The organism is Micromonospora violae (assembly GCF_004217135.1).
GTDB lineage: Bacteria > Actinomycetota > Actinomycetes > Mycobacteriales > Micromonosporaceae > Micromonospora > Micromonospora violae.
Genome location: NZ_SHKK01000001.1, coordinates 1816018 through 1838897 on the forward strand (window position 1 = coordinate 1816018; position 22880 = coordinate 1838897).

The window sequence follows — 22880 nt, forward strand, 5'->3', positions numbered from 1 at the left end:
TCGATCCTGCCGGATCACACCTCACCGATGTGCGGCGGACCCGCCAGCTGCTCCGCGACCCGTCACCCGATCGGGCACCCAAGGGTCCCCGTGGCGCTGCCGAGCCGGGTCGACGACTCGGCGGGCGTCACCGGCACCGGTGACGCCCGCCTCGGGGTGTGCGCTGGTTCAGCGGAGCCAGGGCATCCGCCGGACGATCGGCAGGGCCGCCCACACCCGGCCGAGGCCCGCGGTGTCGCCGGCGTTGACCAGGGCCAGGACCGCCAGCACCGCGGCGTAGATCAGGTGGTCGTCCATGAAGGGGTTGTTCTCCGGAGGCAGTACGGCGGTCCACATCAGCACCAGCAGCAGCCCACCGGCCACGGCGGCGACCCGCATGCCGATGCCGAGCAGCAGAGCGACACCGATGCCGGCCAGACCGACCATGAAGAGCCAGTCCGCCCAGGCGGCACCGGCGATCGCGGTGTAGACGTCCGTGAACGGCCCGGTCACACCGAAGGTCAGGAACCCCTTGGTGGGGCTGCCCCCGTTGATCCAGGCGTTCTTCGACTCGGTGGCCAGACCGAAGCCGAACATCTTGTCGAGGAAGGCCCAGAGGAAGATCCAGCCGAGCGCCAGCCGGGTGCCGGCCAGGAGGTACCGGACGGCCCGGTCGTGGGTGGCCTTCGGAGCGGTGTTCCCGGCGGTGGCCCGCTCGATCGTCGCGGTCATGGTCTCCACGTCCCTTCTAGCTTCGCACCGCGCTTCCCGGTGGCATCTCCAGTGGACGCCCGCGGCGTTCTCCACGGCAGGGCCGACAGACCGCAACGGCCCGGGACGTTCGACCCCCTCCGGCCCGGCGGCCCTGCCGACGGTCCGCGCCCGGTCGGGTGTCCGAGTCGTACCGCAGGCAGCGGGCGACCCGACTTCGTCGGACCGTCCGTTGCCTGCTCGGGCGGTCACCTAGGCTCGGGAAGGGCCGGCCGGCCTGGTGACGGGCACGGCACGGGGGCGATGCGGAGGGCGTCGGTGGCGGAGGCGACGGTCGCGGTCCCACTCTGGGCCTGGGCTGCGGTCGGCGCGGTGATCGCGGTGATGCTCGCCGTGGATGTGCTCCTGCACCGGGACAACCACGTCATCGAGCTCCGTGAGGCGCTGCTGTGGAGCGCCGTCTGGATCGGCGCGGGTCTGCTGTTCGGGTTGGTCGTCTGGTGGGGCATCGGCGGTGATCCGGCCATCGCGTACTACTCCGGTTACCTGCTGGAGAAGGCGCTCTCGGTGGACAACGTGTTCGTCTTCGCGCTGCTCTTCGGCTACTTCCAGGTGCCGTCGGGCTACCAGCACAAGGTGCTGTTCTGGGGTGTGGTGGGGGCGCTCGTCTTCCGGCTGCTGTTCATCTTCGCCGGTGCCGAGTTGCTGGACCGGCTCACCTGGGCCGGGTTCGTGCTGGGCGCGTTCCTGATCTGGACCGGCTGGCGGCTGGCCGTACGCGGAAAGCCGGACGTCGACCCGGACCGCAACGTCGTGGTCCGGCTCTTCCGGCGGCTGGTGCCCACCGACGCCCGCTACCACGGGGATCGGTTCACCGCCCGCGTGGCCGGCCGGCGCGTGGCGACGTTGCTGCTGGTGGCGCTCGTCGCCATCGAGGCCACCGACGTGGTCTTCGCCATCGACTCGGTGGCGGCGATCCTCGCCATCACCACCAACACCTTCCTGGTCTGGACGGCCACCGCGTTCGCCGTGCTGGGGCTGCGCAGCCTCTACTTCTGCCTCGCCGGGCTGCTGCGACACTTCGGCTACCTGCGGTACGGGCTCGCGCTGCTGCTGGCCTTCGCCGGGCTGAAGCTGATTCTCGCCGAGACACCGGTGGGCAAGCTTCCGGTCTGGTTGACCCTGGCCGTGGTGCTGCTGACCCTGGCGGTCTCCATCGGCGCCAGCACGGTGGCCGCCCGCCGTCGGCGGTGAACCGGTACGGCTCGTCGGAAGCACCAGAACCTCGGGCGGGTCAGGAGGGACCGGGCTCGACGCGGGCGGTCACGTCGAGGTGCGCCGGTTGGCAGTCGGCCGTGGCCGCGAATCGGCGGACCGCGGCGCGTACGTGCTCGCGTACGCCAGCGGCCGGTGCGTCGGCGGTGAGGTCCACCCGGATCCACAGGTCGGGGTGCGGTGGCGTGCCGGTGAGCACCACCCGGGCCCGGCGTACCCCGGGGTTGTCGGTCAGGTCACGGACCAGCGCGTCGGCCAGCACGTCGGCGGCCAGCCGGGTCCGGCCCGACCGGCGTCCGGGCTGGCTCAGGGTGCCGCGCAGCGCACCGCCGGGACCGCCGAGTTCCCGGGCCAGCAGGCGCTGCCCGGCCAGGGCGACCAGCAGCCCGGCGACCGCCGCGGCCAGGGTGCTCCACGGCGCGGCCATCCGCCATCGGCTGACCAGGTCGGCGCTGAGCAGCGCCGCCGTCGGGTCGACGCCGGGCAGCGCGCCGAGGCTGGCAGCCAGCGCCGCCGCCGCGCCCGCCACCATCAGCAGCGCGATGATGGTCCACAACAGTCGGTGCCCGGCGTTGGTCACGCCGGCCGCCGTCGAGGCAGCAGCCGGACGTCGACCCGGGTGGGACGGGGTGCGGTGAGGCGGTGCAACTCCTGGTGCACGGCGAACTCAATCTCCGCCCGGGCTGCCGGGTCGCCGGTCGCGCGGACCCGGGGACGCCACTGGTCGCCGCGCCGTCGGACCCGCACGCGGGCGCGGCGGACGCCCGGCACCGCGCCCACAGCGTTCGCGAGCCGCCGCTCCACACCGCGGCGGTGCAGGTACCACCCGTCGCGTTCGTCGGTGCGCAGGCGGACCGGCGCCCAGCGGCGCAACTGGGCGACGAGGATGGCCAGGCCCACCAGCAGGGCCCCGCCGGCCACGGTCCGGACCGTGGGGTCGTGCCACCGGATGCCGCTGAGCGCGTTGACCCAGCCGGTGATGTCGACCGGTGTGGGGCGGTCCAGGCTGAGCAGCAGCGCCTGGACGGCCACCGCCAGACCGCCGACCAGCAGGGCGCTGGCCAACAGCACCGAGGCGACCCGGTTGGCGGTGCGCATCTCAGCCGTCCTCCGCCGCGAGGACGCCGGTTCCGGACCCGTCGACAGCGCCGCCTTCGGACCCGTCGACAGCGCCGGCTCCGGGCCCGTCGACAGCGCCGCCTCCGGGCCCGTCGACACCGGGGACGAGCAGGTCGTCGACGGTCACGGTCAGCACCGTCACGGTGAGCCCGGTCTGGGCGGCCACCTGGTCGGCGACCACGGTCCGGACCGCCTCGGCGATCGTCGGCACGCTGTGTCCGTACCAGGTGATCAGGTGCAGGTCGAGACCGACGGACCGGTCGTCCAGGCGGACCGCCGCCGGGCGGACGACGGACACGCCCGGCACGAGGCTGGCCGTCCGCACCGCGATCCGCGCGACGTCCGCCGCGTCGTCCGGGCGACGTGCCGGAACGGTCGTCGCGGCGGCGAGTCCGGTGCCGGGGGCCGTCCCCGGGGTTGGGCGGGTGGTCATCGGCGTCGCCGAGCATTGGCGCGGCGGTCGCCGAGACCGGTCACCGCGAGGTCACCGTCGAGTACCCGCACGACCAGCCACCCGAGCAGGCCGGCGAGGACGGCCAGGGCCGCCACGCCGACGCCGCCGAGCGCCCAGAGCGCCACGGCGAGGAACCCGGCGAGGAAGCCGAACTGCTGTCGCGACATGGTCACCTCCGGGCCGGTCCGGTGCTGGCGGTCGCTGGATACACCCGGCGGCCATCCCTGGAACGTCGGCGCTACTGTGATCCCGGTCACATCAGAAGTCGGTGGCCCATGATCGACCACCTAGACTCGGCCCGGCTCGACCGACCGGCGGATGGATCAGGCAGATGACGAGCATCGGGAGCGACGACCGCGGCTGGCTGCGGGCGATGCCCGCCGAGGCGGGGCGCGACGCGCTGCTCAGCCGCGCCGGGCACCGGGTCCTCACGGCGCGCCGGCTCAGCGACCTGGTCCAGGGCCGTCCACCCGGTGTCACCGGCAGCCAGTGGACCTCGGCGAGCCGAGTCAGCTTCGACTTCGTGGTCTACGCCGTCGACACCGGCCGCCCGATCGTCGCCGTGAAGATTGGCCCGGAGCCCTCCGCCGGCTCGGCCGAGCAGCGCCTGGAGCGACTCACGGACGCGGTCAGCGCCGCCGTCGACCTCCCCGTGCTGCGGATCGGTTCACCGACGTTGCGCGCCGCCGAGCACGGCCGCCGCCTGGTCGAGTACCTCATCGACGCGCGCACCTACACGGCCGGCGAGGCCACCGTCACCGGGACCGAACCGGCCCCGGTGGGCTTCCGGGACATCCTGGGCCGGCTGCCGGACGGGCGTACCGGGCCGGTCAACGACCTCGGCGCGCTGACCCGGGCGGCGGCGGTCGAGGCGTACGTGGCCGGGCAGGTGGCCGACCCGATCGTGCGAGGGCTGCACGTCCGCTGGGTGGACGGGCCCGCCCAGGGCTGGAGTTGGGTGCAGGTACGCCCCAACTCGTGCCTCATCGAGCGGGTCTCGGTCACCGAACACCGCTTCTCCTGCGGCGTTGACGCGGCGCGGCTGGCCGAGGATCTCGCCACCGTCGCCGTCGGGGAACGACTGCGGGACAACGCGATCGCGGACCTGCTGCCGCGCGCCGAGTGGACCGCGCAGATCGCCGCGCTGAGTCAGCGCCGCCACGAACTGGTCGGCGGGTTCGCCTTCGACCACCTCTGCGCCGACTGATCGTCGTCCGTTTCACCTGCTGATCTCTGCTCCGCGCCGCCTCCGGGTCGGGTCGCGGCAATTTCCTGTGCGTCTGTTGAACCTTCCCGGCCGTGGCCCCGTACTCCTGCGCGAATGAACAGGATCTCCCCATCCGCGTCCACCGGGCGCGGGAGACGGTGCGGAAAGGGCATCGTCGGCCATCGACGCATTACCGGGTAGGTCACGGTGGGTCGCTGCCGCGGCGTGCCACACACATCCGTCGGTCCGCCGAGGGCAGAAATCCACTACCGGATCGAGAAGGAGAGCAATTCGATGCGCAGGTCCACTCGGGCGCGCCGGCCTTCCGGCAACGCGCGGAGCAAGCGTCTGCTGGCAGTTGTCGGCACGCTCGCGGTCTTCGGCGGAGTTGTCGCCGTGACTCAGATTTCGTCGGCCCAGGACCGGCGGACAAATAAGCCACGCCCGGCCGCTGGGCAGTGCGTGGAGCCGAGCCCGGGCGCGACCGCGCCCAGTGGCGGCTCGACCAGCCGGACCTGGCAGAACGGTCGGTGGGTGCGCAATCACTGGGGTGACGGACAGCAGTCGGTCCCCGAGTGCGAGGACGGCAAGGACGGCACGGTCGGCACCGGCACGGCCATCGCCTGTCCGGATGTGGCGGCCAAGCTGCCGCAGGTGCCGGACCGGGCGCGGGCCGAGGTGGACCGCAACCTCGCCCAGTTGCAGACCCAGATCGCCGAGGCGGACCGCCGGCTGGCCGCCGAGGGCAACAAGGGTGAGGCGTTCATCCGCAACGCGATCCTCCAGCCGCTGGCCGGCAAGCGCCGCGCCGTGCTGGACCGGATCACCACCGCCATCGACCGGGTGGGACCCCGGCCGCAGGGCCTCGCGCAGCTCGCCCAGTGCCAGGTGCGGCCGACCGGCAACAACGGCGGCGGCAGCACTCCCACCAGCAGCCCCGGTGGCGGCAACAACGGCGGCGGCAACAACGGCGGTGGCAACAACGGTGGCGGTAACAACGGCGGTGGCACCGAGCCCGGCGCCGGCCTCGGCGTGCTCGCCAACGACTGCGACGAGAGCCGGCTCCAGCCGCACGACGGTTTCCAGACCGGCAACCGCTGCGTGAGCACCGAGTTCGGTGAGGTCGGTGCGGCGGCCAACAACCCGTCGCTGCTGATCACCCAGTTCCCCGAGCAGGTCGGCCAGAACCAGCCCTTCACCCTGCGGGTCAGCACCCGCAACCTGGTCCGGGACCGCTTCCTGGCCGCCGGTCAGGGTGGCTACTACGTGGAGAGCTCGCTGCTCAACGACCAGGGCCTGGTCCGTGGCCACTTCCATACGGCCTGCCGGATGCTGAACAGCCTGACCGCTCCGCCGGAGCCGCAGGAGGTGCCCGCGTTCTTCGTCGCGACCGAGGACGGCGGTGGTGGCGCCCAGCCGGACGAGGTGACGATCCAGGTTCCGGGCCTGCCGCAGTCGGGTACCGCCCAGTGCTCGGTCTGGGCCGGTGACGGCTCGCACCGCCTGCCGATGATGGAGCGGGCGAACCAGACCCCCGCCTTCGACTCGGTGCGCATCGACGTCAACTGAGCTGACGTGGCCGCGGCGGCCGGCCACCCTCGGGTGGCCGGCCGCCGCGTCGCTTCGGGTGCCCGGACAAACGACGGGGCCCCGGCCGTTTCCGGCGGGGCCCCGTCGTCGAGCCCGGTCAGCGGCTCTTGTACGCCTCGACGACCTCAACCGGGATCCGGCCCCGCTCGGAAATCTTGTAGCCGTTCTTGACGGCCCATTCCCGGATGGCCCGGTTCTGCTCCCGATCCATTCCCGCGCCAGCGGGTCGCCCCGGCCGCCGGACCGAACGCGCGCTCTCCACCGGGCCGCGCCCGATCCGCCGACCCGCATTGATGTACGGATCCAGCGCCTTGCGCAGGACGCCGGCATTCTCGTCGGAGACATCGATCGTGTAGGCCACGCCGTCGAGACTGAACTCGACCGTCCGGTCGGCCTTCCCACCGTCGAGGTCGTCGGTCAGGACCGTGATTACTTTTCTCGCCATTGCCGATTACTCCCTGTGTGCGGCGGGATGTGTCCAAAGTCTGACCTATCACCCCGGTAATCCGCAACAATATGCCTCCCATTCATTCGGCGCGTCGCGATTCCGTTACCGAGCAAAACCAGGAATCGGTTCGGAGGCGAGGTGTCATTCGTCGAGGATGCCGCTGTGACCGGCGACGGCGGCCGCCTCGGCCCGGTTGGAGACCCGCAACGTGCGCAGCAACGCGGCGGTCATGCGTTTCACCGTACGTTCGGAGACGTGCAGTTCTTCGGCGATGTCGACGGTGCTGCGGCCGGTGGCGATGGCCCGCAACAGCCGCCGTTCCTCGCCGTCCAGGTCGGGTGTGGCCCGCGTGGGCCGCAGCATGGTGCGCAGCAGTTCGGCCGGCAGCACCGCCCAGCCGTCGAGGATGGCCAGCAGCGGGGGCAGCAACTCCTCCGGCTCGCTGGTCTTGGGCAGAAAGCCCTCGGCGCCGGCCCGCAGCGCCTCGACCGCCGGCCCGGGCTCGGCGGAACCGGACATCGCGACCACCCGTACCCGTGGGGTGGTCCGTCGGATGGCGGCCACCGCCCGGATGCCGCCGGGTGGCGGCATGTGCAGGTCGACCAGGGCCAGGTCGGGGCGGCAGGTGCTGACCAGCGCCGCCGCGGCGGCGGCGTCGCCGGTCGAGGCGACCACCTCGGCGCGACCGCTGGTGGTGATCGGGAGCAGCAACTCCAGGCCGCGGACGAAGAGGGGGTGATCGTCCACGACAACGAGTCGCAAGGTGGAGGCTCCCGGCATGTCTGCGCCGTTCCCCAGCGGGTACCGATCATGCGGGTTCGCACCGAACGAGAGGAGTCGGGTGGATGCGCGTACGCCACGGTCTGCGGGACCTGCTGCGAGGGTTGCGCCACCGTGAGTCGACACCGCAGGGGCGGCCGGCGGCGGCCGATTCGGAGCTGCTGCTGCGGGTGTTGTGTCACGAGTTCCGGACGCCGGTCAGCACCCTGGGCGCACTGACCCGCCTGCTGGCTGACGAGCGTCGTGAGTTGACCGCTGACGACCGGCGGGCGATCAGCGAGCTGGCCCGCGACCAGGCCGCCCACCTGCAGAGCCTGCTGCGCGACGCGACCGCCGGCACCGGCGTGTTGACGCTGCCCCCGCAGCCGGAGCCGGCCGTGCCCCTGGCGGGCATCCTGCGGGAGGCCGCCGCGCTGGTGCCGGCCGACCGTCGGCGGGCGCGGGTCACCCGGCGGGCGGCCTCCTGTCCGGTGCCGGCCGGACGCAGTCGACAGGTGCTGGTCAACCTGGTGGAGAACGCGTTGCGGCACGGGCCGCCGGACGGCCAGGTCGGGCTGTATGCCAGCCTGCGCGGCCCGGGCCTGAGCATTCTGGTCACCGACGAGGGCCGGGTCGACGATGCGCTGCTGGTCGCGCTGCGGCGTCCGGCGCCGGCCGTCGGGATGTCCGGCCTGGGCCTGTGGATCGCGCGGCAGCTCGTCGCGACGGACGGGGGAGCGTTGCGGGCGCACCGGCTGCGGCCGCGCGGAGTGGCGCTGGAGGTGCTGCTGCCGATGGCTCGCCCGCTGGGCTGACCCCGCCGGGACGTCGGTTGGCCCGCTCGGGTCACCGGGGCGGGAACGCCTCGCTATCTGTTTGCGGTATCGAGGAGGTTGGATGTTCAGCCACGTCAAGGATCTGCAGTTCGAGGCCAAGCCGGACGGCCCGGACGCGGCGTTCGCCCGCCGGTTGCAGGAGGTGCTGGGCGGCAAGTGGGGCGAGATGACCGTCGCCAACCAGTACCTCTTCCAGGGGTGGAACTGCCGGCTGCCCGGCAAGTACAAGGACCTGCTGCTCGACGTCGGCACGGAGGAGATGGGTCACGTCGAGATGATCGTCACGATGATCACCCGGCTGTTGGACAACGCGCCGCTGTCGCTGACCGAGGGGATCGCGGAGGACCCCGGCGGTGCCGCGACCTACGCCGGCGAGAACCCGGCGCACTTCATCCACGGTGGTGGTGGCGCCCTGCCCGCCGACTCCAACGGGGTGCCCTGGAGCGGCGCGTTCGTCACCGCCAGCGGCAACCTGTTGGCCGATTTCCAGCTCAACGTCACCGCGGAGGCGCAGGGTCGGCTCCAGGTCGCCCGGTTGTTCCACATGACCGACGACCCGGGCGTCAAGCAGATGCTGCGCTTCCTGCTGGCCCGCGACACCATGCACCAGAACATGTGGCTGGCGGCGATCGAGCAGCTCAAGGAGGACGGGTTGGAGGAGATGCCGGTGCCGGAGGCGTTCCCGGACTCGGAGGAGTTCACCGCGGAGTACAGCTACACCTATCTGGGCTTCTCCTCGGGCACCGACGCGGCCGAGGGTCGCTGGGCGTCCGGGCCCGCGCCGGACGGCAAGGGCGAGTTCCGGTACGACGACACCCCACGGGCGAACGCGCCGGAGCCGGTGCTGCCTCCGGGTGATCCCCGCCTGTACGGCACCAACCCGGGGGTGGCCGGTTCGGTGGTGAACACGGTGAAGAGCAAGCTCACCTGAGGTGCCTCGTCGGGTCGCCCGCCGGTCCCGGGCGACCCGACGGACCGGCCGCAGGAGTGGTCTGGGTCACAGATCGGAACAAGGGGAACGCTTTGTTACTTGAGTGAGACACGCTCAACTCAACGCGAGGTGTTCGATGGCAACTCTTCCGGTACTTCCCCTGACCGACGCCGTACTGCTGCCCGGCATGGTCATCCCGGTGACCCTCGACCCCACCACCCAGGCCGCTATCGACGCGGCGCGCGCGACCGGCGACCGCAAGCTGCTGGCCGTGCCGCGCATCGACGGCGAGTACGGCCCGGTGGGCGTGGTCGCCACCATCGAGAAGGTCGGCCGGCTGCCCGAGGGTGAGCCCGCCGCCGTCATCCGTGGCCTGTCCCGGGCCCGGATCGGCTCCGGCGTGCCCGGCCCCGGCGCCGCCCTCTGGGTCGAGGCGTCCGAACTCGACGAACCCGCCTACGCCGGCAAGGCCCGGGAACTCGCCCGCGAGTACCGCGCCCTGGTGACCTCCGTGCTCCAGCAGCGGGGCGCCTGGCAGGTCATCGACGCGGTGGAGCGGATGACCGACCTCTCCGAGCTGGCCGACTCGGCCGGCTACGCGCCCTGGCTGACGCTGGAGCAGAAGAACGAGCTGCTCGCCGCGCCGGACGTCACCGCCCGGCTGGAGCTGCTGGTCGGCTGGGTGAAGGACTACCTGGCCGAGCAGGAGGTCACCGAGCAGATCAACAGTGACGTCCGCGAAGGGCTGGAGAAGTCCCAGCGCGAGTTCCTGCTGCGTCAGCAGCTGGCCGCGATCCGCAAGGAGCTGGGCGAGGACGAGCCGGACGGCTCCGCCGACTACCGGTCCCGCGTCGAGTCCGCCGAGCTGCCGGAGAAGGTCCGCGAGGCGGCCCTGCGCGAGGTCGGCAAGCTGGAGCGGGCCAGCGACGCCTCCCCGGAGGCGGGCTGGATCCGTACCTGGCTGGACACCGTTCTCGAGATGCCGTGGGGCAGCCGTACCGAGGACAACACCGACCTGGCCGCGGCCCGGGCGGTGCTCGACGCCGACCACGCCGGCCTGGCCGATGTGAAGGACCGCATCCTGGAGTACCTGGCGGTGCGCAACCGGCGGGCCGAGCGCAACCTCGGCGTGGTCGGCGGTCGCGGCTCCGGCGCGGTGCTCGCCCTCGCCGGTCCCCCCGGGGTGGGCAAGACCAGCCTCGGCGAGTCCGTGGCGCGGGCGCTCGGACGCAACTTCGTTCGGGTCTCGCTCGGCGGTGTCCGCGACGAGGCGGAGATCCGCGGGCACCGGCGCACCTACGTCGGGGCGCTGCCCGGTCGTATCGTCCGCGCGCTGCGCGAGGCCGGTTCGATGAACCCGGTCGTGCTCCTCGACGAGGTGGACAAGCTGGCCGCCGGGTACGCCGGCGACCCGGCCGCCGCCCTGCTGGAGGTGCTCGACCCGGCCCAGAACCACACCTTCCGGGACCACTACCTGGAGGTCGACCTCGACCTGTCCGACGTGCTCTTCCTGGCCACCGCCAACGTGGTGGAGTCCATCCCCGGCCCGCTGCTGGACCGGATGGAACTGGTCATGCTGGACGGGTACACCGAGGACGAGAAGGTCGCCATCGCCCGGGACCACCTGCTGCCCCGGCAGCGGGAGCGGGCCGGGCTGACCGCCGACGAGGTCAGCGTCGCCGACGAGGCGCTCGCGCTGATCGCGGGGGAGTACACCCGGGAGGCCGGCGTCCGGCAGCTCGAACGCGCCCTGGCCAAGATCCTGCGCAAGGTGGCGGTGACGCTGGCGACGGACCCGACTCCGGTCCGCGTCGGCACCGACAACCTCAGCGGTTACCTGGGCCGGCCGAAGTTCACCCCGGAGTCGGCCGAGCGGACCGCCGTGCCCGGCGTGGCCACCGGCCTGGCCGTCACCGGCGCCGGTGGGGACGTGCTCTTCATCGAGGCGACCAGCATGGAGGGCGAGCCGGGGCTGACCCTGACCGGCCAGCTCGGTGACGTGATGAAGGAGTCGGCGCACATCGCGCTCTCCTACCTGCGCTCCAACGGGCGGCGCTTCGGTATCGACCCGAATGCCCTCGCGGGACGCCGGATCCACGTCCACTTCCCGGCGGGCGCGGTGCCCAAGGACGGCCCGAGCGCGGGCATCACCATGGTCACGGCCCTGGCGTCGCTGGTCACCGGTCGCCCGGTCCGCCCCGAGTTCGGGATGACCGGTGAGGTGACGCTCTCCGGTCGGGTGCTGCCGATCGGCGGGGTGAAGCAGAAGCTGCTCGCCGCGCACCGGGCCGGCCTCACCGAGGTGATCATCCCGGCCCGCAACGAGCCCGACCTGGACGACCTGCCGACCGAGGTGCGTGAGGCGTTGACCGTGCACACCCTGGCCGACGTCGCCGACGTGCTCGCCCTGGCGCTGCGCCCGGCCGACGTGAAGACGCTGGACGGTCCGGCGCTCTTCGCGGTCTGACGGACGACCCGACAGGCCCCCGCCGTCTTCGGACGACGGGGGCCTGTCGCCGTGCTCGCCGCTGGCGGACCGTACTGTGGTGTTTGAAAACTGAACTACCTCTCCGCCGTGCGGCGGTACCCCCGGAGGAACCCCTGTGAACATGGTGCTGTGGATCGTTCAGATCCTGCTCGCCGCCATCTTCGGCGGCATTGGCGTGGTCAAGCTGACCCAGCCCAAGGAGAAACTGCACGAGACGATGGGCTGGACGAACGCGGCCACGCCCCTTCAGGTCAAGGCCATCGGCGCCCTCGAACTGCTGGCCGGCATCGGGCTCTTCCTGCCCGCCCTCACCGGCATCGCCACCGTGCTCACCCCGCTGGCCGCGCTCGGGCTGATCATCATCATGATCGGCGGCATCGTGGTGCACCTGCACGGCGTGCGGACGGAGACCCTGGCGGAGCGACGCAAGGTGGAGATCCAGGGCATCGTGACGTGCGCGGTGCTGCTCGTCCTCGCCGCACTGGTGGCGTGGGGTCGCTTCGGGCCGTACGCCCTCTGATTCGCGCTCGTACCTGAGTGGCGTCGTCGGCGACCGTCGTACTCCGGCGGTCGCCGACGGCCGTGCTCAGCGCTCGTCGCCCCCGCGGTCGCGGCGCACGGTGGCCTTGCGGCCCTTGATCGTGCTGGCGCGCAACCCGGCGATGACCTCGTTGGCCACCCCCTGCGGCACCTCCACCAGCGAGAACCGGTCGGCGATCTCGATCGAGCCGATGTCCCGGCCACGGATGCCGGTCTCCCCGGTGATCGCGCCGACCAGATCCTGCGGGCGCACCCCGGCGCGGCGACCCAGGCCGACGAAGACCTGGACGGTGTTGCCACCGCCGGAGCGTGGCCGGCCCCCGCCCCGGCGATCGCCGCCCCGGCCACCGGTGTCCGGTCGACCCTCGCGTGGCCCGCGCACCGGAACCTGCGGGATCTCCTCCTCGTCGTCGGAGCCCGGCGACGTCACCTCGTGGGCCAGCTTCACGGCGGCGAGGGCGACCTCCATCAGGTCGAACTCGTCGGTCAACGTCTCCACGATCACCCGGAACGGGTCGAGGTCGTCCTCCAGCAGGCTCTCCCGCAGGGCCGCCTGGGTCAGCTCCAGCCGCCGGGTCCGCATGTCGGCGACGGTCGGGATCTTGTCGATGGTGATCCGCTGGCCGGTCACCCGCTCGATGGTCTTGAGCATCCGGTGCTCGCGCGGCTCGGCGAGGGTGATCGCCACCCCCTCGCGGCCGGCCCGACCCACCCGACCGATGCGGTGCACGTACGACTCGGGGGCCGACGGCACGTCGTAGTTGACGACGTGGGTCAGCTGCTCGACGTCCAGCCCACGGGCTGCCACGTCGGTGGCCACCAGCAGATCGGCCGTGCCCGCCCGCAGCCGGCCCATGACCCGGTCGCGCTGTTCCTGGCTCATGCCACCGTGCAGCGCCTCGGAGCGGTAACCGCGACCGTTCATCGTCTCGGTCAACCGGTCGACCTCTTCGCGGCTGCGGCAGAACACGATCGCGGCGGTCGGGGACTCCACGTCCAACACCCGACCCAGCGCGGCCGGCTTGTGCGCCCGGGTCACGATGTACGCGCTCTGCCGCACCCGGGGCGCCTCACCCGCGACCGGCTGCTCGCGGCCGATCTCGATCCGCACCGGCTCCCGCAGGTGCTGGCGGGCCATCCCGTCGATGCGCGACGGCATGGTGGCCGAGAAGAGCACCGTCTGACGCTGCGCCGGAGCGTGCTCCAGGATCGCCTCGATGTCCTCGGCGAAACCCATGTCGAGCATCTCGTCGGCCTCGTCGAGCACCACCGTGGCCAGACCACCGAGGCGCAGGGTGCCCCGGGCGATGTGGTCGAGGGCCCGCCCCGGGGTGGCCACCACCACGTCGACACCGTTGTCCAGTGCCCGCAGCTGCCGCCCGATCGGCTGCCCACCGTAGATCGGCAGCACCCGCGCGCCCAGGTCCTTGCCGTAGCGGTGGAACGCCTCGGAGACCTGCACCGCCAACTCCCGGGTCGGCACCAGCACCAGCGCCACCGGGTCACCGCCCTGGCGGTGCGCCGTCATGAGGTTCAGCAGCGGCAGCGCGAACGCGGCCGTCTTGCCGGTGCCGGTGGCCGCCTGACCCAGCAGGTCCCGACCCTCCAGCAGCGGTGGGATGGCCTCCCGCTGGATGGGGGTCGGCTCCTCGTAACCGAGGGTGGCGAGCGCGCCCAGCAACTCGGCGCGCAGCCCCAGCTCGGTGAAGGCGCTCACCTCGTCGGTGCCGTCGGTGGTGGCGTCAAGCGGTGCGTCGTGCTGTGCAGGTGCGGAACTCATGTGCCAAGCTTTTCATCACGCCGTCGGGGCCGTTGCGGCGACCGCCACAAGTGCGCTCCCCGAGCCCGTGCTGCGGCTGTTGCACGATCCCGCTGGCGGCCTCGATCAGGCGTCGGTGGTCAGGATGGCCAGTACCATCACCGCGGCGAGGGCCACGTCGAGCACCACGCAGAACTCGGCGTAGCCGCGCGGCACCACCCGGCCGCGGTGGTGCGCCAGGTCCCAGCCGGCGTGCGCCAACCACCCGAACGCCACCAGCCAGTCGGCGGTCCGCCCGCCGGCCTTCACCGCGACCAGCGTCAGGGCGACCCAGACGGCCAGACCGGCGAGTTGGGTGGCGAGCACGCCGCGCCCGCCCAGCGTGCGGCGGGCCACGCCGATCAGCAGGTAGCCGCCCGGCAGCACCAGCATCGTCCACGGGCTGAGCACGCTCGGGTCGACCCACATCTCCACGGTCATCAGCAGCGCCAACCCGGCCGGCCAGCGGTGGGCGAGCGCCACCACGACCCGGTGTCGGCGTGCCGGCGCCGACGCCTCGTGCCGGTGTCGGACCGCCACCAGCACCATCGCGGGAATCATCAGCAGGTGACCGCCGAGCAGCAGCGCGTCGGCGTCGATCAGGCCGGCCCGAAACGGCACGAGCAACAGCAGGAACGGGACGTACATCGCGGCGGCCATCTCGCCGACCGCGTGCCAGCGGTGCGCCCGGTAGCGCATCCCCACCGTCATCCCGACCGTCATGTTCGTGGCCATCACCAGTGCGGCGACCTCCGGCCGGGCCAGCGCGTCGCCGATGCCCAGCGCGGTGCCGGCCAGGTCCCACAACGGCCCGAGCAGCAGCATCCCGGCGACCATCGCCAGGGCCATCTCGCCCAGGTGCCACAGCAGCCGCCGGCTGCTCGCCGGTGCCGCGGCGGTCGGTGTCGGGGCCGAGGGGGTCGGCTCGTCGGTGGGCACTGGCGCGGGCGACGGTACGGCGGTGCGGCTGTCCGCGTACATCCGGGTGTTTTTCATGCCTCGACCCTGCCGGTGCACCCGGTGCGGCCGGCAGACCCGATCGTCACCGGAAAACCGTGCGGGCCGCACGGTCCAACCGTGACAGTTCGCAGGGGTGGACCGTGCCAGGGACGGCCCTAGGATCGGTGCGTGGCGAGCGAGGCGGTGACTCCCCGGGCGGACCGACGGCTGCGCCGCGCCCGGGCCGCGACGCTGGTGTCGCTGGCCAGCGGCATCTGGGCGAGCGTCCTGCTACCGGCGGTCGGCCTGACCCGCGAGGCCGACCCGGGCCGGGTGGTGCTCGGCACGGTCGGCATCCTCGCCTTCGTGATCGCCCAGACCGTCGTGCTGTACGCGGCGGTGACGCCGTGGCTCGACCGGCGCTGGCGGCGGCGGGCCGAGCTGAGCCTGGTCGCGGTGGCGGTGCTGACCGTTCCGCTGGTGGGTCCGGTGGCGGCCGGCAGGTGGCCGACGTGGGCCTGGCTCGGCGCGGCGCTGATCGGCATGACGCCGCTGCTGGTGCGGTGGCGGGCCGGGCTGACGGTCGCGGTCGGCGTCCTGGCGGTGGCGGTCGCGGTGGCCTGGTGGACCGGCGGTTCCGTTCCGCGCCACCTCGCCGTGACCGGTGGGATCGGCGCGGCAGTGGCCGCCGTCAACGGGTTCCAGGTCTGGTTCTGGGACCTGCTCGTGGAGGCCCGGCAGGGCCAGGCCGCCCAGGCGCGGCTGGCCGCCGCCGAGGAGCGGTTGCGCTTCGCCCGCGACGTGCACGACGTCCTCGGGCACCGCCTCACGGTGATCGCGTTGAAGGCCGAACTCGCCGCCCGGCTCGCTCCGGTCGACCCGCAACGGGCCGGGAGGGAAGCCGCCGAGGTGCAACGGTTGGCCGCCTCCGCGCTGAGCGAGGTACGGGAGACCGTGCACGGCTACCGGGCCGTCGACCTCGACGAACAGCTCACCGCGGTGGTGGGGGTGCTGCGCTCCTGCGGGGTGCGGTGCACAGTTCTGCCACTGCCGGCGGACCTGCCGCAGCCCGCAGCCATCGAGCTGGCGGCGGTGCTACGCGAGGCGAGCACCAACGTGCTGCGGCACAGTCGGGCCGACTGGTGCCGGATCCGCATCGATCGGGAGGATGACGTGGCCAGGATGACGGTGGCCAACGACGGCGTCGACGACAGCGGCCCGGACGCGCACAGCCACGGCCTGCGGGGGTTGGCCGACCGACTCGCCGCCGCCGGGGGAGAGTTGCGGGTACGCCGGGAAGACGCGATCTTCACCCTCGAAGCCACAGTGCCGGCGCCGTCGTGATCCGCGTCCTGCTCGCCGACGACGAGGAGCTGATCCGGGTCGCCGTCGCCGCGTTGCTCGACCTGGAACCGGACGTCGAGGTGGTGGCGCACGCCGCCGACGGTCCGGCGGCCGTCAGCGCGGCGCTGGCGCACCGCCCGGACGTGGCAGTGGTGGACCTGGAGATGCCGGGCCTGGACGGCATCGCGGTGGCCGCCGAGCTGACCCGGGTTCGACCTGACTGCGCGGTGGTCGTGCTGACCGGGCACGGCCGGCCCGGGCACCTGCGCCAGGCGCTGACCGCCGGCGCGCGAGGGTTCCTGCCCAAGGGTGCGCCGGGTGGGGCGCTCGCCGACGTGATTCGCCGGGTGCACGGTGGCGGTCGCTACGTCGACCCGTCGTTGGCCGCCGACGCGTTGACCCTGCCCCCGTGCCCGCTGACCCCACGGGAACTGGAGACGCTACGGCTGGCCGAGGTCGGTGCCCCGGTCGCGGTGATCGCCCGCCGGGTGCACCTGTCCACCGGCACCGTTCGTAACCACCTCTCCGCCGCTGTGCAGAAGCTCGGCGCTGCCGACCGGGCCGAGGCGGTCCGTACCGCCCGGGACAACGGCTGGCTCTGAGCGTCGACAGCAGCGGCACCGCGCCTGGTCTGCGCGGCACGCGATAGCGGCGCTCTGGTCGTCGTCTCCCCATCGGCTGCCAAGATGGACAAATGCCCAGAAAAGTCGCGGCGGGTCCGGTCGACCCGGTGCGGTCCAGCGCCGTCGAGTTGTTCTTCGACCTCGTCTTCATCTTCACCCTCGGCCGGCTGTCGGCGACCCTGGTCGAAGAGCCCAGCCTGCTCGCCGACGCGCAGGCCGTGATCTTCCTGCTCGCCTTCTGGTGGATCTGGTACAACACCAACCTGGCCACCGACAGCCTCGACTGCGAACGACCCACGGTGCAGGTCGTGATCATCTGCGTGATGCTCGGCAGCCTGCTGATGTCCATCAACGTCCCGGACGCCTTCGGCGATCAGGCCTTCGTCTTCGTGGGCGCGTACCTCGGGATTCACCTCGGCCGAACCCTGGTCATGGCCTTCTACCTGCGCGGCACCCCATCCTGGCGTCGGCCGGTACGGGGGATCGTCTGGTATCTGCTGTCCGCGGTGCTCTGGTTCGCCGGGGCGGCGGCCAGCGGCGCGGAAACGCGTGTCCTCCTGTGGGGGGCCGCGTTGGCGATCGACTACTCGGGGCCGGTGCTGGGGTGGCCGGTACCGCGGCTCGGCCGGGCGCGGGCCGACGAGTGGCACCTCTCCGGCGAACACCTCAGCGAGCGGTACCGGCAGTTCATCATCCTGGCCCTCGGCGAGACGATCCTGGCCACCGGCAACTTCTACCGGCTGTCGAGCCGGGACCTGGTCGACACCACCGCGTTCCTGCTCACCTTCTGGACGGTTGTCTTCCTCTGGTGGACCTACTTCTACCGCACCACGAGCAGTCTCGCCGCGAAGATCGACACCGCCGTGGACCCGTACCGGCTCAACCTGCGGGCGAGCTACACCCACCTGCTGATGGTGGCGGGCATCCTGCTCACCGGCATCGGCGGCGAGCTGATGCTGAAGGGGCCCGACGCGCACCGGTCGGCCGGCAACGTCGTGGCGATCCTGGTCGGGCCGCTGACCTTCCTCGTCGGGCGGATGATCTTCGAGGTGTGGGTGTTCGGCCGCCTGACGAAGCACTGCCTCGCGGCCGTGGTGGCGTGCCTCCTCCTGAGCCCGGTGGCGGCGCAACTCCCGCCGCTGGCGGTGGGCCTGCTGGGCGCGGCGACCATCACCGTCGTCGCCATCTTCGACCTGACCCACCGCGCCCGGACCGCGGGTGAGGTCAACCCGGCGTCCGGCGGGAACGCGCTCCGCCGCCACCCGGCCTGACGGTGGGGCCCAGTCCCGACCTGCGCGGTGGCGTTCACCACCCGGCTACCGTGTCGGGGTGCGTACGGTGGAACTGGTCTGCTCACCCGGCGTGGAGGTCGCGGTCCGGGCGGTCTGGAGCCGACTGGCCGCCGCCGGGTTGCCCAGCCTGGCCCGCAACATCCATCCGACCAACCGTCCGCACCTCACCCTCGCCGCTGTCGCCGAGTTCCCGCCGGGAGTCGAGCACCGGCTGGCCGAGCTGTTCGACGCCGCGTTGCCGGTGCCGGTCACGCTCGAGCGGGTCGTGGTCCTCGACGGCAGCGCCCCCCTGGTCTGGCTCGTCCGACCCACCCCGGCGCTGACCGCGCTGCACACCGCCGTCTGGGATGTCCTCGCCGAAGCCGACGGTCACCGCCCATGGCACGCGCCAGACGCGTGGGTGCCGCACCTGAGCCTGGCCCTGCGTTTCCGCAACGCGGACCTGCGGATGGCCCGTGCCGTCGCCGGTGGCCAGCGGCCGACGGGCGCGTTCGACGCCGCTCGCAGTTACGACGGCACAGACCGGACCGTGACCCCGTTGACCCGGCACCGCTGACGGCGCTGATCACCGGCTCGACGCCCGCCTCCCTAGACTGACGCGATGAGCGTTGGCACCGATGGCCGGGGAATGGCCGAGCTGGCGGCCCTGCTGGCCGACGGCACCCGCGCCGGGATGTGCCTGGCGCTGCTCGACGGGCGGGCGTGGACCGCCGGTGAGCTGGCCCGACGCGCCGGGGTCGCACCATCGACGGCCAGCGACCACCTCACCCGTCTGGTGCTGGGTGGGCTGCTCGTCGAGGAACGGCAGGGCCGACACCGCTACCTGCGTCTGGCCGGGCCGTCGGTGGCCCGGCTGATCGAGGACCTGGCCGGGCACGCCCCGGCCACGCCCGCGCCGAGCGGGTCGCTGCGGGCGACCACCGCCACCGCTTCGCTGGCGTACGCGCGGACCTGCTATGACCACCTGGCGGGGCGGCTGGGCGTGCTGATGTACGACGCGCTGCTCACCGAGCGCCGGCTCGACCGGTCCAGCGGGTTGGCGCTGACACCCGACGGGTGGGCCTGGGTGGCCGAGTTGGGCGTACCCGTCGACGTGCTGCGCGCCGCCCGCCGCCCGGTGGTCCGCGACTGCCTGGACTGGACCGAACGCCGCTCACACCTGGCCGGCGCGCTCGGCGCGGCGCTCTGCCGCCGCTTCACCGACCTGGGCTGGATCAGCCCCGGCACCGGCCGTGCCGTCCGGCTCACGCCCACCGGCCGCGCTGGCCTGGCCGCGGCCCTGTCCATCCCCGCGCACACCCTCGATCCGCCGGTGGCCGCGCCGCCCACGAGCGGACGCGCCTGACCGGCGACCTCAGCCGACTGCGACGTGATCGTTCGGTGCGGGCCGAAAGGTTCCCGCCCTACGGTCGGGCGGTGACCGACAACTGGCCCGTCATCGCGCCCGCCCCGCAAACGCCAACCTGTGGCCCGCCCTCGTTCGCGCCGGAGCGCGGCTGGACGGTGACGCGCCACGCCGACCTGCGCACCGCGCTGACCCACCCGGCGTTCCAGGTACCGGCCGTCGATACGGGTCCGATGGGGACCCTCGCCTGGCTGCGCGCCACGGTCAGCCGGTTCAGCTCGCCGCGACAGCACCCCGAGCGTCGGGCGGTCGTGGTCGCGGCGCTGGCGCCACTGGACCCGAACGAGCTGCGGCAGGATGCCGCGCGGTTGACCGTGGCCGTGCTCGACCGGGCCGGCGACCGCGTCGACGTGATGCGGGAACTGGCCCGGCCGGTGCCGCTGCGGGCGTTGGCCGAGCGCCTCGGTTTCGCTGATCCGGCAGCCGCCGGGACGGCGGTCGCGGACGTCGCGGCGGCGTACCACCCGGGGGTGGACCCGGCGTTGACCGCGCGGGCCGACCGGGCGGTGGTGGCGCTGCTGACGCTCGCGCCGCACGGCTCGCCAGAGGTGCGCGCGAACCTGATCGGTCTGCTCGTGCAGGCGTGCGACGCGACGGCCGGCCTGATCGGTGCCGCCGCCCATCACCTGCTGCCCACGGCCGCGCCGCGAACACCGGCCACGGCGGCGACCGCCGACCTGCTGGCCGAGGTGCTGCGCCTCGACCCGCCGGTCCGGGCCACCCGACGGGTCACCGTCGACGCGGTACGGCTGGGCGGGCAGGAACTGCCGGCGGGCAGCCCCGTGCTGCTGCGCTTCGACGCGGCCAACCGTGACCCACAGGCGTTCACCGAGCCCGCGACGTTCCAGCCCGGTCGGCCCGGCGCCGCGATGTTGACCTTCGGGACGGGAGAGCGCGGCTGCCCCGGCGACCGGCACGCCCTGGCGCTGGCCGCCGGGGTGCACGACGTGCTGCGGGAGCGGTGCTGGCGCATCCCGACCCCGTTGCGGCACGAGACGCACCCGACCCTGCGCGTTCCGATCAACCTTGAGGTGAGCACCCGATGACCGAGCGATCTGCGCGCTTCCGCGCCCTGCACCACGGCGACCAGCCCCTGCTGCTGCCGAACGCCTGGGACCACGCCTCGGCCGCGGCGCTCGCCGCGCGCGGGCACCCGGCGGTCGGCACCACCAGTCTCGGCGTGGCCGCAACCGCGGGCCGACCCGACGGCACCGGGTCCACCGCCGGCGAGACCCTGGCACTGGCCCGCCGGCTCGCCACCCTTGCGGTCCTGCTCAGCGTCGACATCGAAGCCGGCTTCAGCGACGACCCGGCGGCGGTCGCCGACTACGCGGCGGAGCTGGCCGGGCTCGGCGTGGTCGGGATCAACCTGGAGGACGGCCGGCCGGACGGCACGCTGGCCGACCCCGGGTGCGTTGCCGCCAAGGTCGCGGCCGTGAAGTCGGCGGTGCCGCACCTGTTCGTCAACGCCCGCACCGACACCTGGTGGCTCGGTGTGGACGACCCGCTGCCGCAGACCCTGGCCCGTGCTCGTGCCTACCGGGCGGCCGGCGCCGACGGGATCTTCGTACCCGGCACCGTCGACCTGGCCACGCTGCGGATTCTCACCGAACGCATCGACGCTCCGGTGAACGCGCTGTACCAGCCGGGCGGCCCGGGACTGGCCGAGCTGAGCGCCGCCGGGGTGGCCCGGGTCAGTACCGGCTCGCTGCTGTTCCGGGCCGCACTGGGCGCCGCGCTCGACGCTGCCGACGCCGTCCGCCTCGGCCGGCCCACCGCACCGGCGGTCCTCCCGTCGTACGCCGAGGTGCAAGCCCTGGTGCCGACGGCCGGCGCCTGACGGTGCCGGCCGGCGCCTGACGGTGCCGGCCGGCGCCTGATGGTGGCGGCCGGTCGGCGGTCGGCGGTCGGTGGGTTGCTGTGTTGGTCGGTGCCTTTGGAGCTGAATCGTTTGTGGCATCACGGGGGCTGCTTGCGAAGCCGGCGGCGGTGATGCGTTGACGACATCAGCTCCAAAGGCACCCCACCCCACGACCACACCCCGCGAGCGCGTCGTTCGTGCTCCGTTCGGGGGGAGATAGGAGGATTGTTCGGTCCCTTCCGGTCCTGACGATTACGGTGTGTTTCAGGGCGAACCACCAGTGCCGTGACCGGAGAGAGGGACCCGTCATGCGAGTGCCCAGCCGTAGCCCGGGACAGCAACCCGGTTCGCCTCCGTCGCCCACCGCCCCGGCCCGCCGTCGGCCCCCCGGCACGGCCCCCCGCCGCCTGCCCACCTCGGCGCCCGACCTGGCCGCCTACCGGGCCGCCGTCGCCGACCTGCTGGTCGAGGTCGGCGCCCTGGCCGACGCGGCGAGCACCCGGGCCCGGCAGGTGCTCATCGACGAGCGGCTGCGGGAGCCGGCGCTCGCGGCGGTCCTCGACGCCACGCCGCAGGGGCTGATCGGCGCGCGCGAGACGTTGCTGCTGGAGATGGCCCGCTACCAGCCGAACCACCGCACCTCGGCCAGTGACCTCAACGCGCTGGTCCGGATCTACCTGCTCTCCCGCATCGACGTGCTGTGGTGGCAGGACGCGCCGACCTTCGTCACCGACGACCAGGTCAACGGCAGCGCCGAGCTGGTCGACCTGGAGTGGCTGCGCCGCCGCGACCTGCTGCGCTTCCGCTACCAGGAGCAGCCCGCCACGATACTGGGCCGGGCCGCCCGCGGGCTGCGCCGCCGGTTACGCCCCGACGCCACCCCGCACACCGCGGGGCTGCTGTTCCGCCGCGCCCGACGCGAGGTGGTGGCGCTGCTCAACGACATCGGACGAGAGTTCACCGCCGTCGCGCCGCCGGGCACCCCGCCGCTCTGGGTGACCAGCCTGGTCCGCAGCGCCGAACACCAGTACCGGCTGCGCCGCCTGGGCTACGCGGCGATGCTGCCCAGTGGACACTGCCTCGGCTACTCCGTCGACGTCGAACTGGCCTGGTTCGAGCGGTTCGGCGCGCGGGACGCCCTGGCGGAGCTGCTGCTGAGCCGGCAGGAGGCCGGCGAGCTGAACGTGATCGACGAGGGGCAGGCCTGGCACCTGTGCCTCGCGCCCACCGCCCGGCGTCGCCTACGCCGGGCGTACGAGGCCGAGATGGGGGTCTGAGCCG

The 22880-nt window shown here is 73.0% G+C and carries 24 protein-coding genes; 15 read left to right on the forward strand and 9 right to left on the reverse strand.

All coding sequences use genetic code 11. From position 1 onward, the window contains the following. Positions 1 to 168: 168 nt before the first annotated feature. Entirely contained in the window at positions 169 to 720 is a 552-nt protein-coding gene (locus EV382_RS08145) for a hypothetical protein (protein WP_425271876.1), read from the reverse strand. 273 nt (positions 721 to 993) lie between these two features. On the opposite strand from EV382_RS08145, the gene EV382_RS08150 reads away from it, so the two are divergent. Continuing rightward, positions 994 to 1944 carry a TerC/Alx family metal homeostasis membrane protein gene (locus tag EV382_RS08150; protein ID WP_130400971.1) on the forward strand — a complete coding sequence of 317 codons (951 nt, stop codon included), beginning with the start codon at positions 994 to 996 and terminating at the stop codon, positions 1942 to 1944. Between the two features lie 40 nt (positions 1945 to 1984). Here EV382_RS08150 and EV382_RS08155 read toward each other — a convergent pair whose 3' ends face one another. The 4 genes from EV382_RS08155 to EV382_RS08170 are packed head-to-tail and all read right to left on the reverse strand — an operon-like array spanning position 1985 to position 3705. Continuing rightward, positions 1985 to 2545, reverse strand: coding sequence for a hypothetical protein (locus EV382_RS08155; RefSeq protein ID WP_130400972.1), 561 nt, complete (start codon positions 2543 to 2545; stop codon positions 1985 to 1987). Continuing rightward, positions 2542 to 3063, reverse strand: a complete 522-nt coding sequence (locus EV382_RS08160; RefSeq protein ID WP_130400973.1) for a DUF6286 domain-containing protein — start codon at positions 3061 to 3063, stop codon at positions 2542 to 2544. Before EV382_RS08160 ends, EV382_RS08155 begins: the two co-directional genes overlap by 4 nt. Position 3064: 1 nt before the next feature. Then, positions 3065 to 3517 (reverse strand): Asp23/Gls24 family envelope stress response protein, encoded by a 453-nt coding sequence (locus tag EV382_RS08165; protein WP_130400974.1) that lies wholly within the window; start codon positions 3515 to 3517, stop codon positions 3065 to 3067. Continuing rightward, positions 3514 to 3705: a hypothetical protein gene (locus EV382_RS08170; RefSeq protein ID WP_130400975.1), complete on the reverse strand. Its 192-nt coding sequence runs from the start codon at positions 3703 to 3705 to the stop codon at positions 3514 to 3516. The genes EV382_RS08165 and EV382_RS08170 overlap by 4 nt, the downstream gene beginning before the upstream one ends. Positions 3706 to 3869: 164 nt before the next feature. Here EV382_RS08170 and EV382_RS08175 point away from each other — a divergent pair, with 164 nt between their 5' ends. Both EV382_RS08175 and EV382_RS08180 read left to right on the forward strand, forming a co-directional pair. Then, on the forward strand, positions 3870 to 4745 hold the full coding sequence (locus EV382_RS08175) for a hypothetical protein (protein WP_130400976.1): 876 nt from the start codon (positions 3870 to 3872) through the stop codon (positions 4743 to 4745). A 294-nt stretch (positions 4746 to 5039) separates the two neighbouring features. Then, positions 5040 to 6314, forward strand: coding sequence for a hypothetical protein (locus EV382_RS08180; RefSeq protein WP_130400977.1), 1275 nt, complete (start codon positions 5040 to 5042; stop codon positions 6312 to 6314). 118 nt (positions 6315 to 6432) lie between these two features. Here the strand turns inward: EV382_RS08180 and EV382_RS08185 are convergent, their stop codons facing one another. Together EV382_RS08185 and EV382_RS08190 are read right to left on the reverse strand one after the other, a co-directional pair. Next, positions 6433 to 6780 carry a histone-like nucleoid-structuring protein Lsr2 gene (locus tag EV382_RS08185; RefSeq protein WP_088989485.1) on the reverse strand — a complete coding sequence of 116 codons (348 nt, stop codon included), beginning with the start codon at positions 6778 to 6780 and terminating at the stop codon, positions 6433 to 6435. 144 nt (positions 6781 to 6924) lie between these two features. Continuing rightward, positions 6925 to 7530: a response regulator gene (locus tag EV382_RS08190; RefSeq protein WP_244236592.1), complete on the reverse strand. Its 606-nt coding sequence runs from the start codon at positions 7528 to 7530 to the stop codon at positions 6925 to 6927. 98 nt (positions 7531 to 7628) lie between these two features. Here EV382_RS08190 and EV382_RS08195 point away from each other — a divergent pair, with 98 nt between their 5' ends. The 4 genes from EV382_RS08195 to EV382_RS08210 all read left to right on the forward strand — a co-directional run bounded on the left by EV382_RS08195 (position 7629) and on the right by EV382_RS08210 (position 12317). Further along, a complete protein-coding gene (locus EV382_RS08195) occupies positions 7629 to 8357 on the forward strand; it encodes a sensor histidine kinase (RefSeq protein ID WP_130400979.1) in 729 nt (242 codons plus the stop codon). 82 nt (positions 8358 to 8439) lie between these two features. Continuing rightward, positions 8440 to 9309, forward strand: a complete 870-nt coding sequence (locus tag EV382_RS08200; protein WP_130400980.1) for a manganese catalase — start codon at positions 8440 to 8442, stop codon at positions 9307 to 9309. A gap of 136 nt (positions 9310 to 9445) precedes the next feature. Further along, positions 9446 to 11776 (forward strand): endopeptidase La, encoded by a 2331-nt coding sequence (gene lon / locus EV382_RS08205; protein ID WP_130400981.1) that lies wholly within the window; start codon positions 9446 to 9448, stop codon positions 11774 to 11776. Positions 11777 to 11918: 142 nt separating this feature from the next. Continuing rightward, complete coding sequence (locus EV382_RS08210) at positions 11919 to 12317, forward strand: DoxX family protein (protein WP_341870185.1); 399 nt, start codon at positions 11919 to 11921, stop codon at positions 12315 to 12317. Positions 12318 to 12383: 66 nt separating this feature from the next. On the opposite strand, the gene EV382_RS08215 is transcribed toward EV382_RS08210, so the two are convergent. Further along, positions 12384 to 14117 (reverse strand): DEAD/DEAH box helicase, encoded by a 1734-nt coding sequence (locus EV382_RS08215; protein ID WP_130400983.1) that lies wholly within the window; start codon positions 14115 to 14117, stop codon positions 12384 to 12386. Between the two features lie 105 nt (positions 14118 to 14222). Continuing rightward, the gene (locus tag EV382_RS08220; protein WP_208758339.1) at positions 14223 to 15131 is read right to left on the reverse strand and encodes a hypothetical protein; all 909 of its coding nucleotides are present in this window, start codon (positions 15129 to 15131) and stop codon (positions 14223 to 14225) included. A 132-nt stretch (positions 15132 to 15263) separates the two neighbouring features. Here EV382_RS08220 and EV382_RS08225 point away from each other — a divergent pair, with 132 nt between their 5' ends. From EV382_RS08225 to EV382_RS08260, 8 genes are all read left to right on the forward strand, one after another. Continuing rightward, the gene (locus EV382_RS08225; protein WP_130400984.1) at positions 15264 to 16418 is read left to right on the forward strand and encodes a sensor histidine kinase; all 1155 of its coding nucleotides are present in this window, start codon (positions 15264 to 15266) and stop codon (positions 16416 to 16418) included. Next, entirely contained in the window at positions 16415 to 17020 is a 606-nt protein-coding gene (locus EV382_RS08230; protein WP_130400985.1) for a response regulator transcription factor, read from the forward strand. The genes EV382_RS08225 and EV382_RS08230 overlap by 4 nt, the downstream gene beginning before the upstream one ends. 92 nt (positions 17021 to 17112) lie before the next feature. After that, positions 17113 to 18312: a low temperature requirement protein A gene (locus EV382_RS08235; protein ID WP_130400986.1), complete on the forward strand. Its 1200-nt coding sequence runs from the start codon at positions 17113 to 17115 to the stop codon at positions 18310 to 18312. A 58-nt stretch (positions 18313 to 18370) separates the two neighbouring features. Next, a complete protein-coding gene (locus EV382_RS08240; RefSeq protein ID WP_130400987.1) occupies positions 18371 to 18889 on the forward strand; it encodes a 2'-5' RNA ligase family protein in 519 nt (172 codons plus the stop codon). Positions 18890 to 18934: 45 nt separating this feature from the next. Then, the gene (locus EV382_RS08245) at positions 18935 to 19678 is read left to right on the forward strand and encodes an ArsR/SmtB family transcription factor (protein ID WP_130400988.1); all 744 of its coding nucleotides are present in this window, start codon (positions 18935 to 18937) and stop codon (positions 19676 to 19678) included. Between the two features lie 71 nt (positions 19679 to 19749). Further along, positions 19750 to 20784 (forward strand): cytochrome P450, encoded by a 1035-nt coding sequence (locus EV382_RS08250; RefSeq protein WP_244236593.1) that lies wholly within the window; start codon positions 19750 to 19752, stop codon positions 20782 to 20784. Then, complete coding sequence (locus EV382_RS08255; protein ID WP_130400989.1) at positions 20781 to 21578, forward strand: isocitrate lyase/PEP mutase family protein; 798 nt, start codon at positions 20781 to 20783, stop codon at positions 21576 to 21578. The genes EV382_RS08250 and EV382_RS08255 overlap by 4 nt, the downstream gene beginning before the upstream one ends. Before the next feature lie 329 nt (positions 21579 to 21907). Next, on the forward strand, positions 21908 to 22876 hold the full coding sequence (locus EV382_RS08260) for a DUF5715 family protein (protein ID WP_130400990.1): 969 nt from the start codon (positions 21908 to 21910) through the stop codon (positions 22874 to 22876). Positions 22877 to 22880 lie beyond the last annotated feature (4 nt).

Bases quoted from the DNA above. Each gene is read 5' to 3' on its own strand.
- EV382_RS08150 (WP_130400971.1), top strand. From the start codon at position 994: ATGCGGAGGGCGTCGGTGGCGGAGGCGACGGTCGCGGTCCCACTCTGG.
- EV382_RS08160 (WP_130400973.1), bottom strand. From the start codon at position 3,063: ATGCGCACCGCCAACCGGGTCGCCTCGGTGCTGTTGGCCAGCGCCCTG.
- EV382_RS08165 (WP_130400974.1), bottom strand. From the start codon at position 3,517: ATGACCACCCGCCCAACCCCGGGGACGGCCCCCGGCACCGGACTCGCC.
- EV382_RS08170 (WP_130400975.1), bottom strand. From the start codon at position 3,705: ATGTCGCGACAGCAGTTCGGCTTCCTCGCCGGGTTCCTCGCCGTGGCG.
- EV382_RS08175 (WP_130400976.1), top strand. From the start codon at position 3,870: ATGACGAGCATCGGGAGCGACGACCGCGGCTGGCTGCGGGCGATGCCC.
- EV382_RS08180 (WP_130400977.1), top strand. From the start codon at position 5,040: ATGCGCAGGTCCACTCGGGCGCGCCGGCCTTCCGGCAACGCGCGGAGC.
- EV382_RS08185 (WP_088989485.1), bottom strand. From the start codon at position 6,780: ATGGCGAGAAAAGTAATCACGGTCCTGACCGACGACCTCGACGGTGGG.
- EV382_RS08195 (WP_130400979.1), top strand. From the start codon at position 7,629: ATGCGCGTACGCCACGGTCTGCGGGACCTGCTGCGAGGGTTGCGCCAC.
- EV382_RS08200 (WP_130400980.1), top strand. From the start codon at position 8,440: ATGTTCAGCCACGTCAAGGATCTGCAGTTCGAGGCCAAGCCGGACGGC.
- lon (WP_130400981.1), top strand. From the start codon at position 9,446: ATGGCAACTCTTCCGGTACTTCCCCTGACCGACGCCGTACTGCTGCCC.
- EV382_RS08210 (WP_341870185.1), top strand. From the start codon at position 11,919: ATGGTGCTGTGGATCGTTCAGATCCTGCTCGCCGCCATCTTCGGCGGC.
- EV382_RS08215 (WP_130400983.1), bottom strand. From the start codon at position 14,117: ATGAGTTCCGCACCTGCACAGCACGACGCACCGCTTGACGCCACCACC.
- EV382_RS08220 (WP_208758339.1), bottom strand. From the start codon at position 15,131: ATGAAAAACACCCGGATGTACGCGGACAGCCGCACCGCCGTACCGTCG.
- EV382_RS08235 (WP_130400986.1), top strand. From the start codon at position 17,113: ATGCCCAGAAAAGTCGCGGCGGGTCCGGTCGACCCGGTGCGGTCCAGC.
- EV382_RS08245 (WP_130400988.1), top strand. From the start codon at position 18,935: ATGAGCGTTGGCACCGATGGCCGGGGAATGGCCGAGCTGGCGGCCCTG.
- EV382_RS08255 (WP_130400989.1), top strand. From the start codon at position 20,781: ATGACCGAGCGATCTGCGCGCTTCCGCGCCCTGCACCACGGCGACCAG.
- EV382_RS08260 (WP_130400990.1), top strand. From the start codon at position 21,908: ATGCGAGTGCCCAGCCGTAGCCCGGGACAGCAACCCGGTTCGCCTCCG.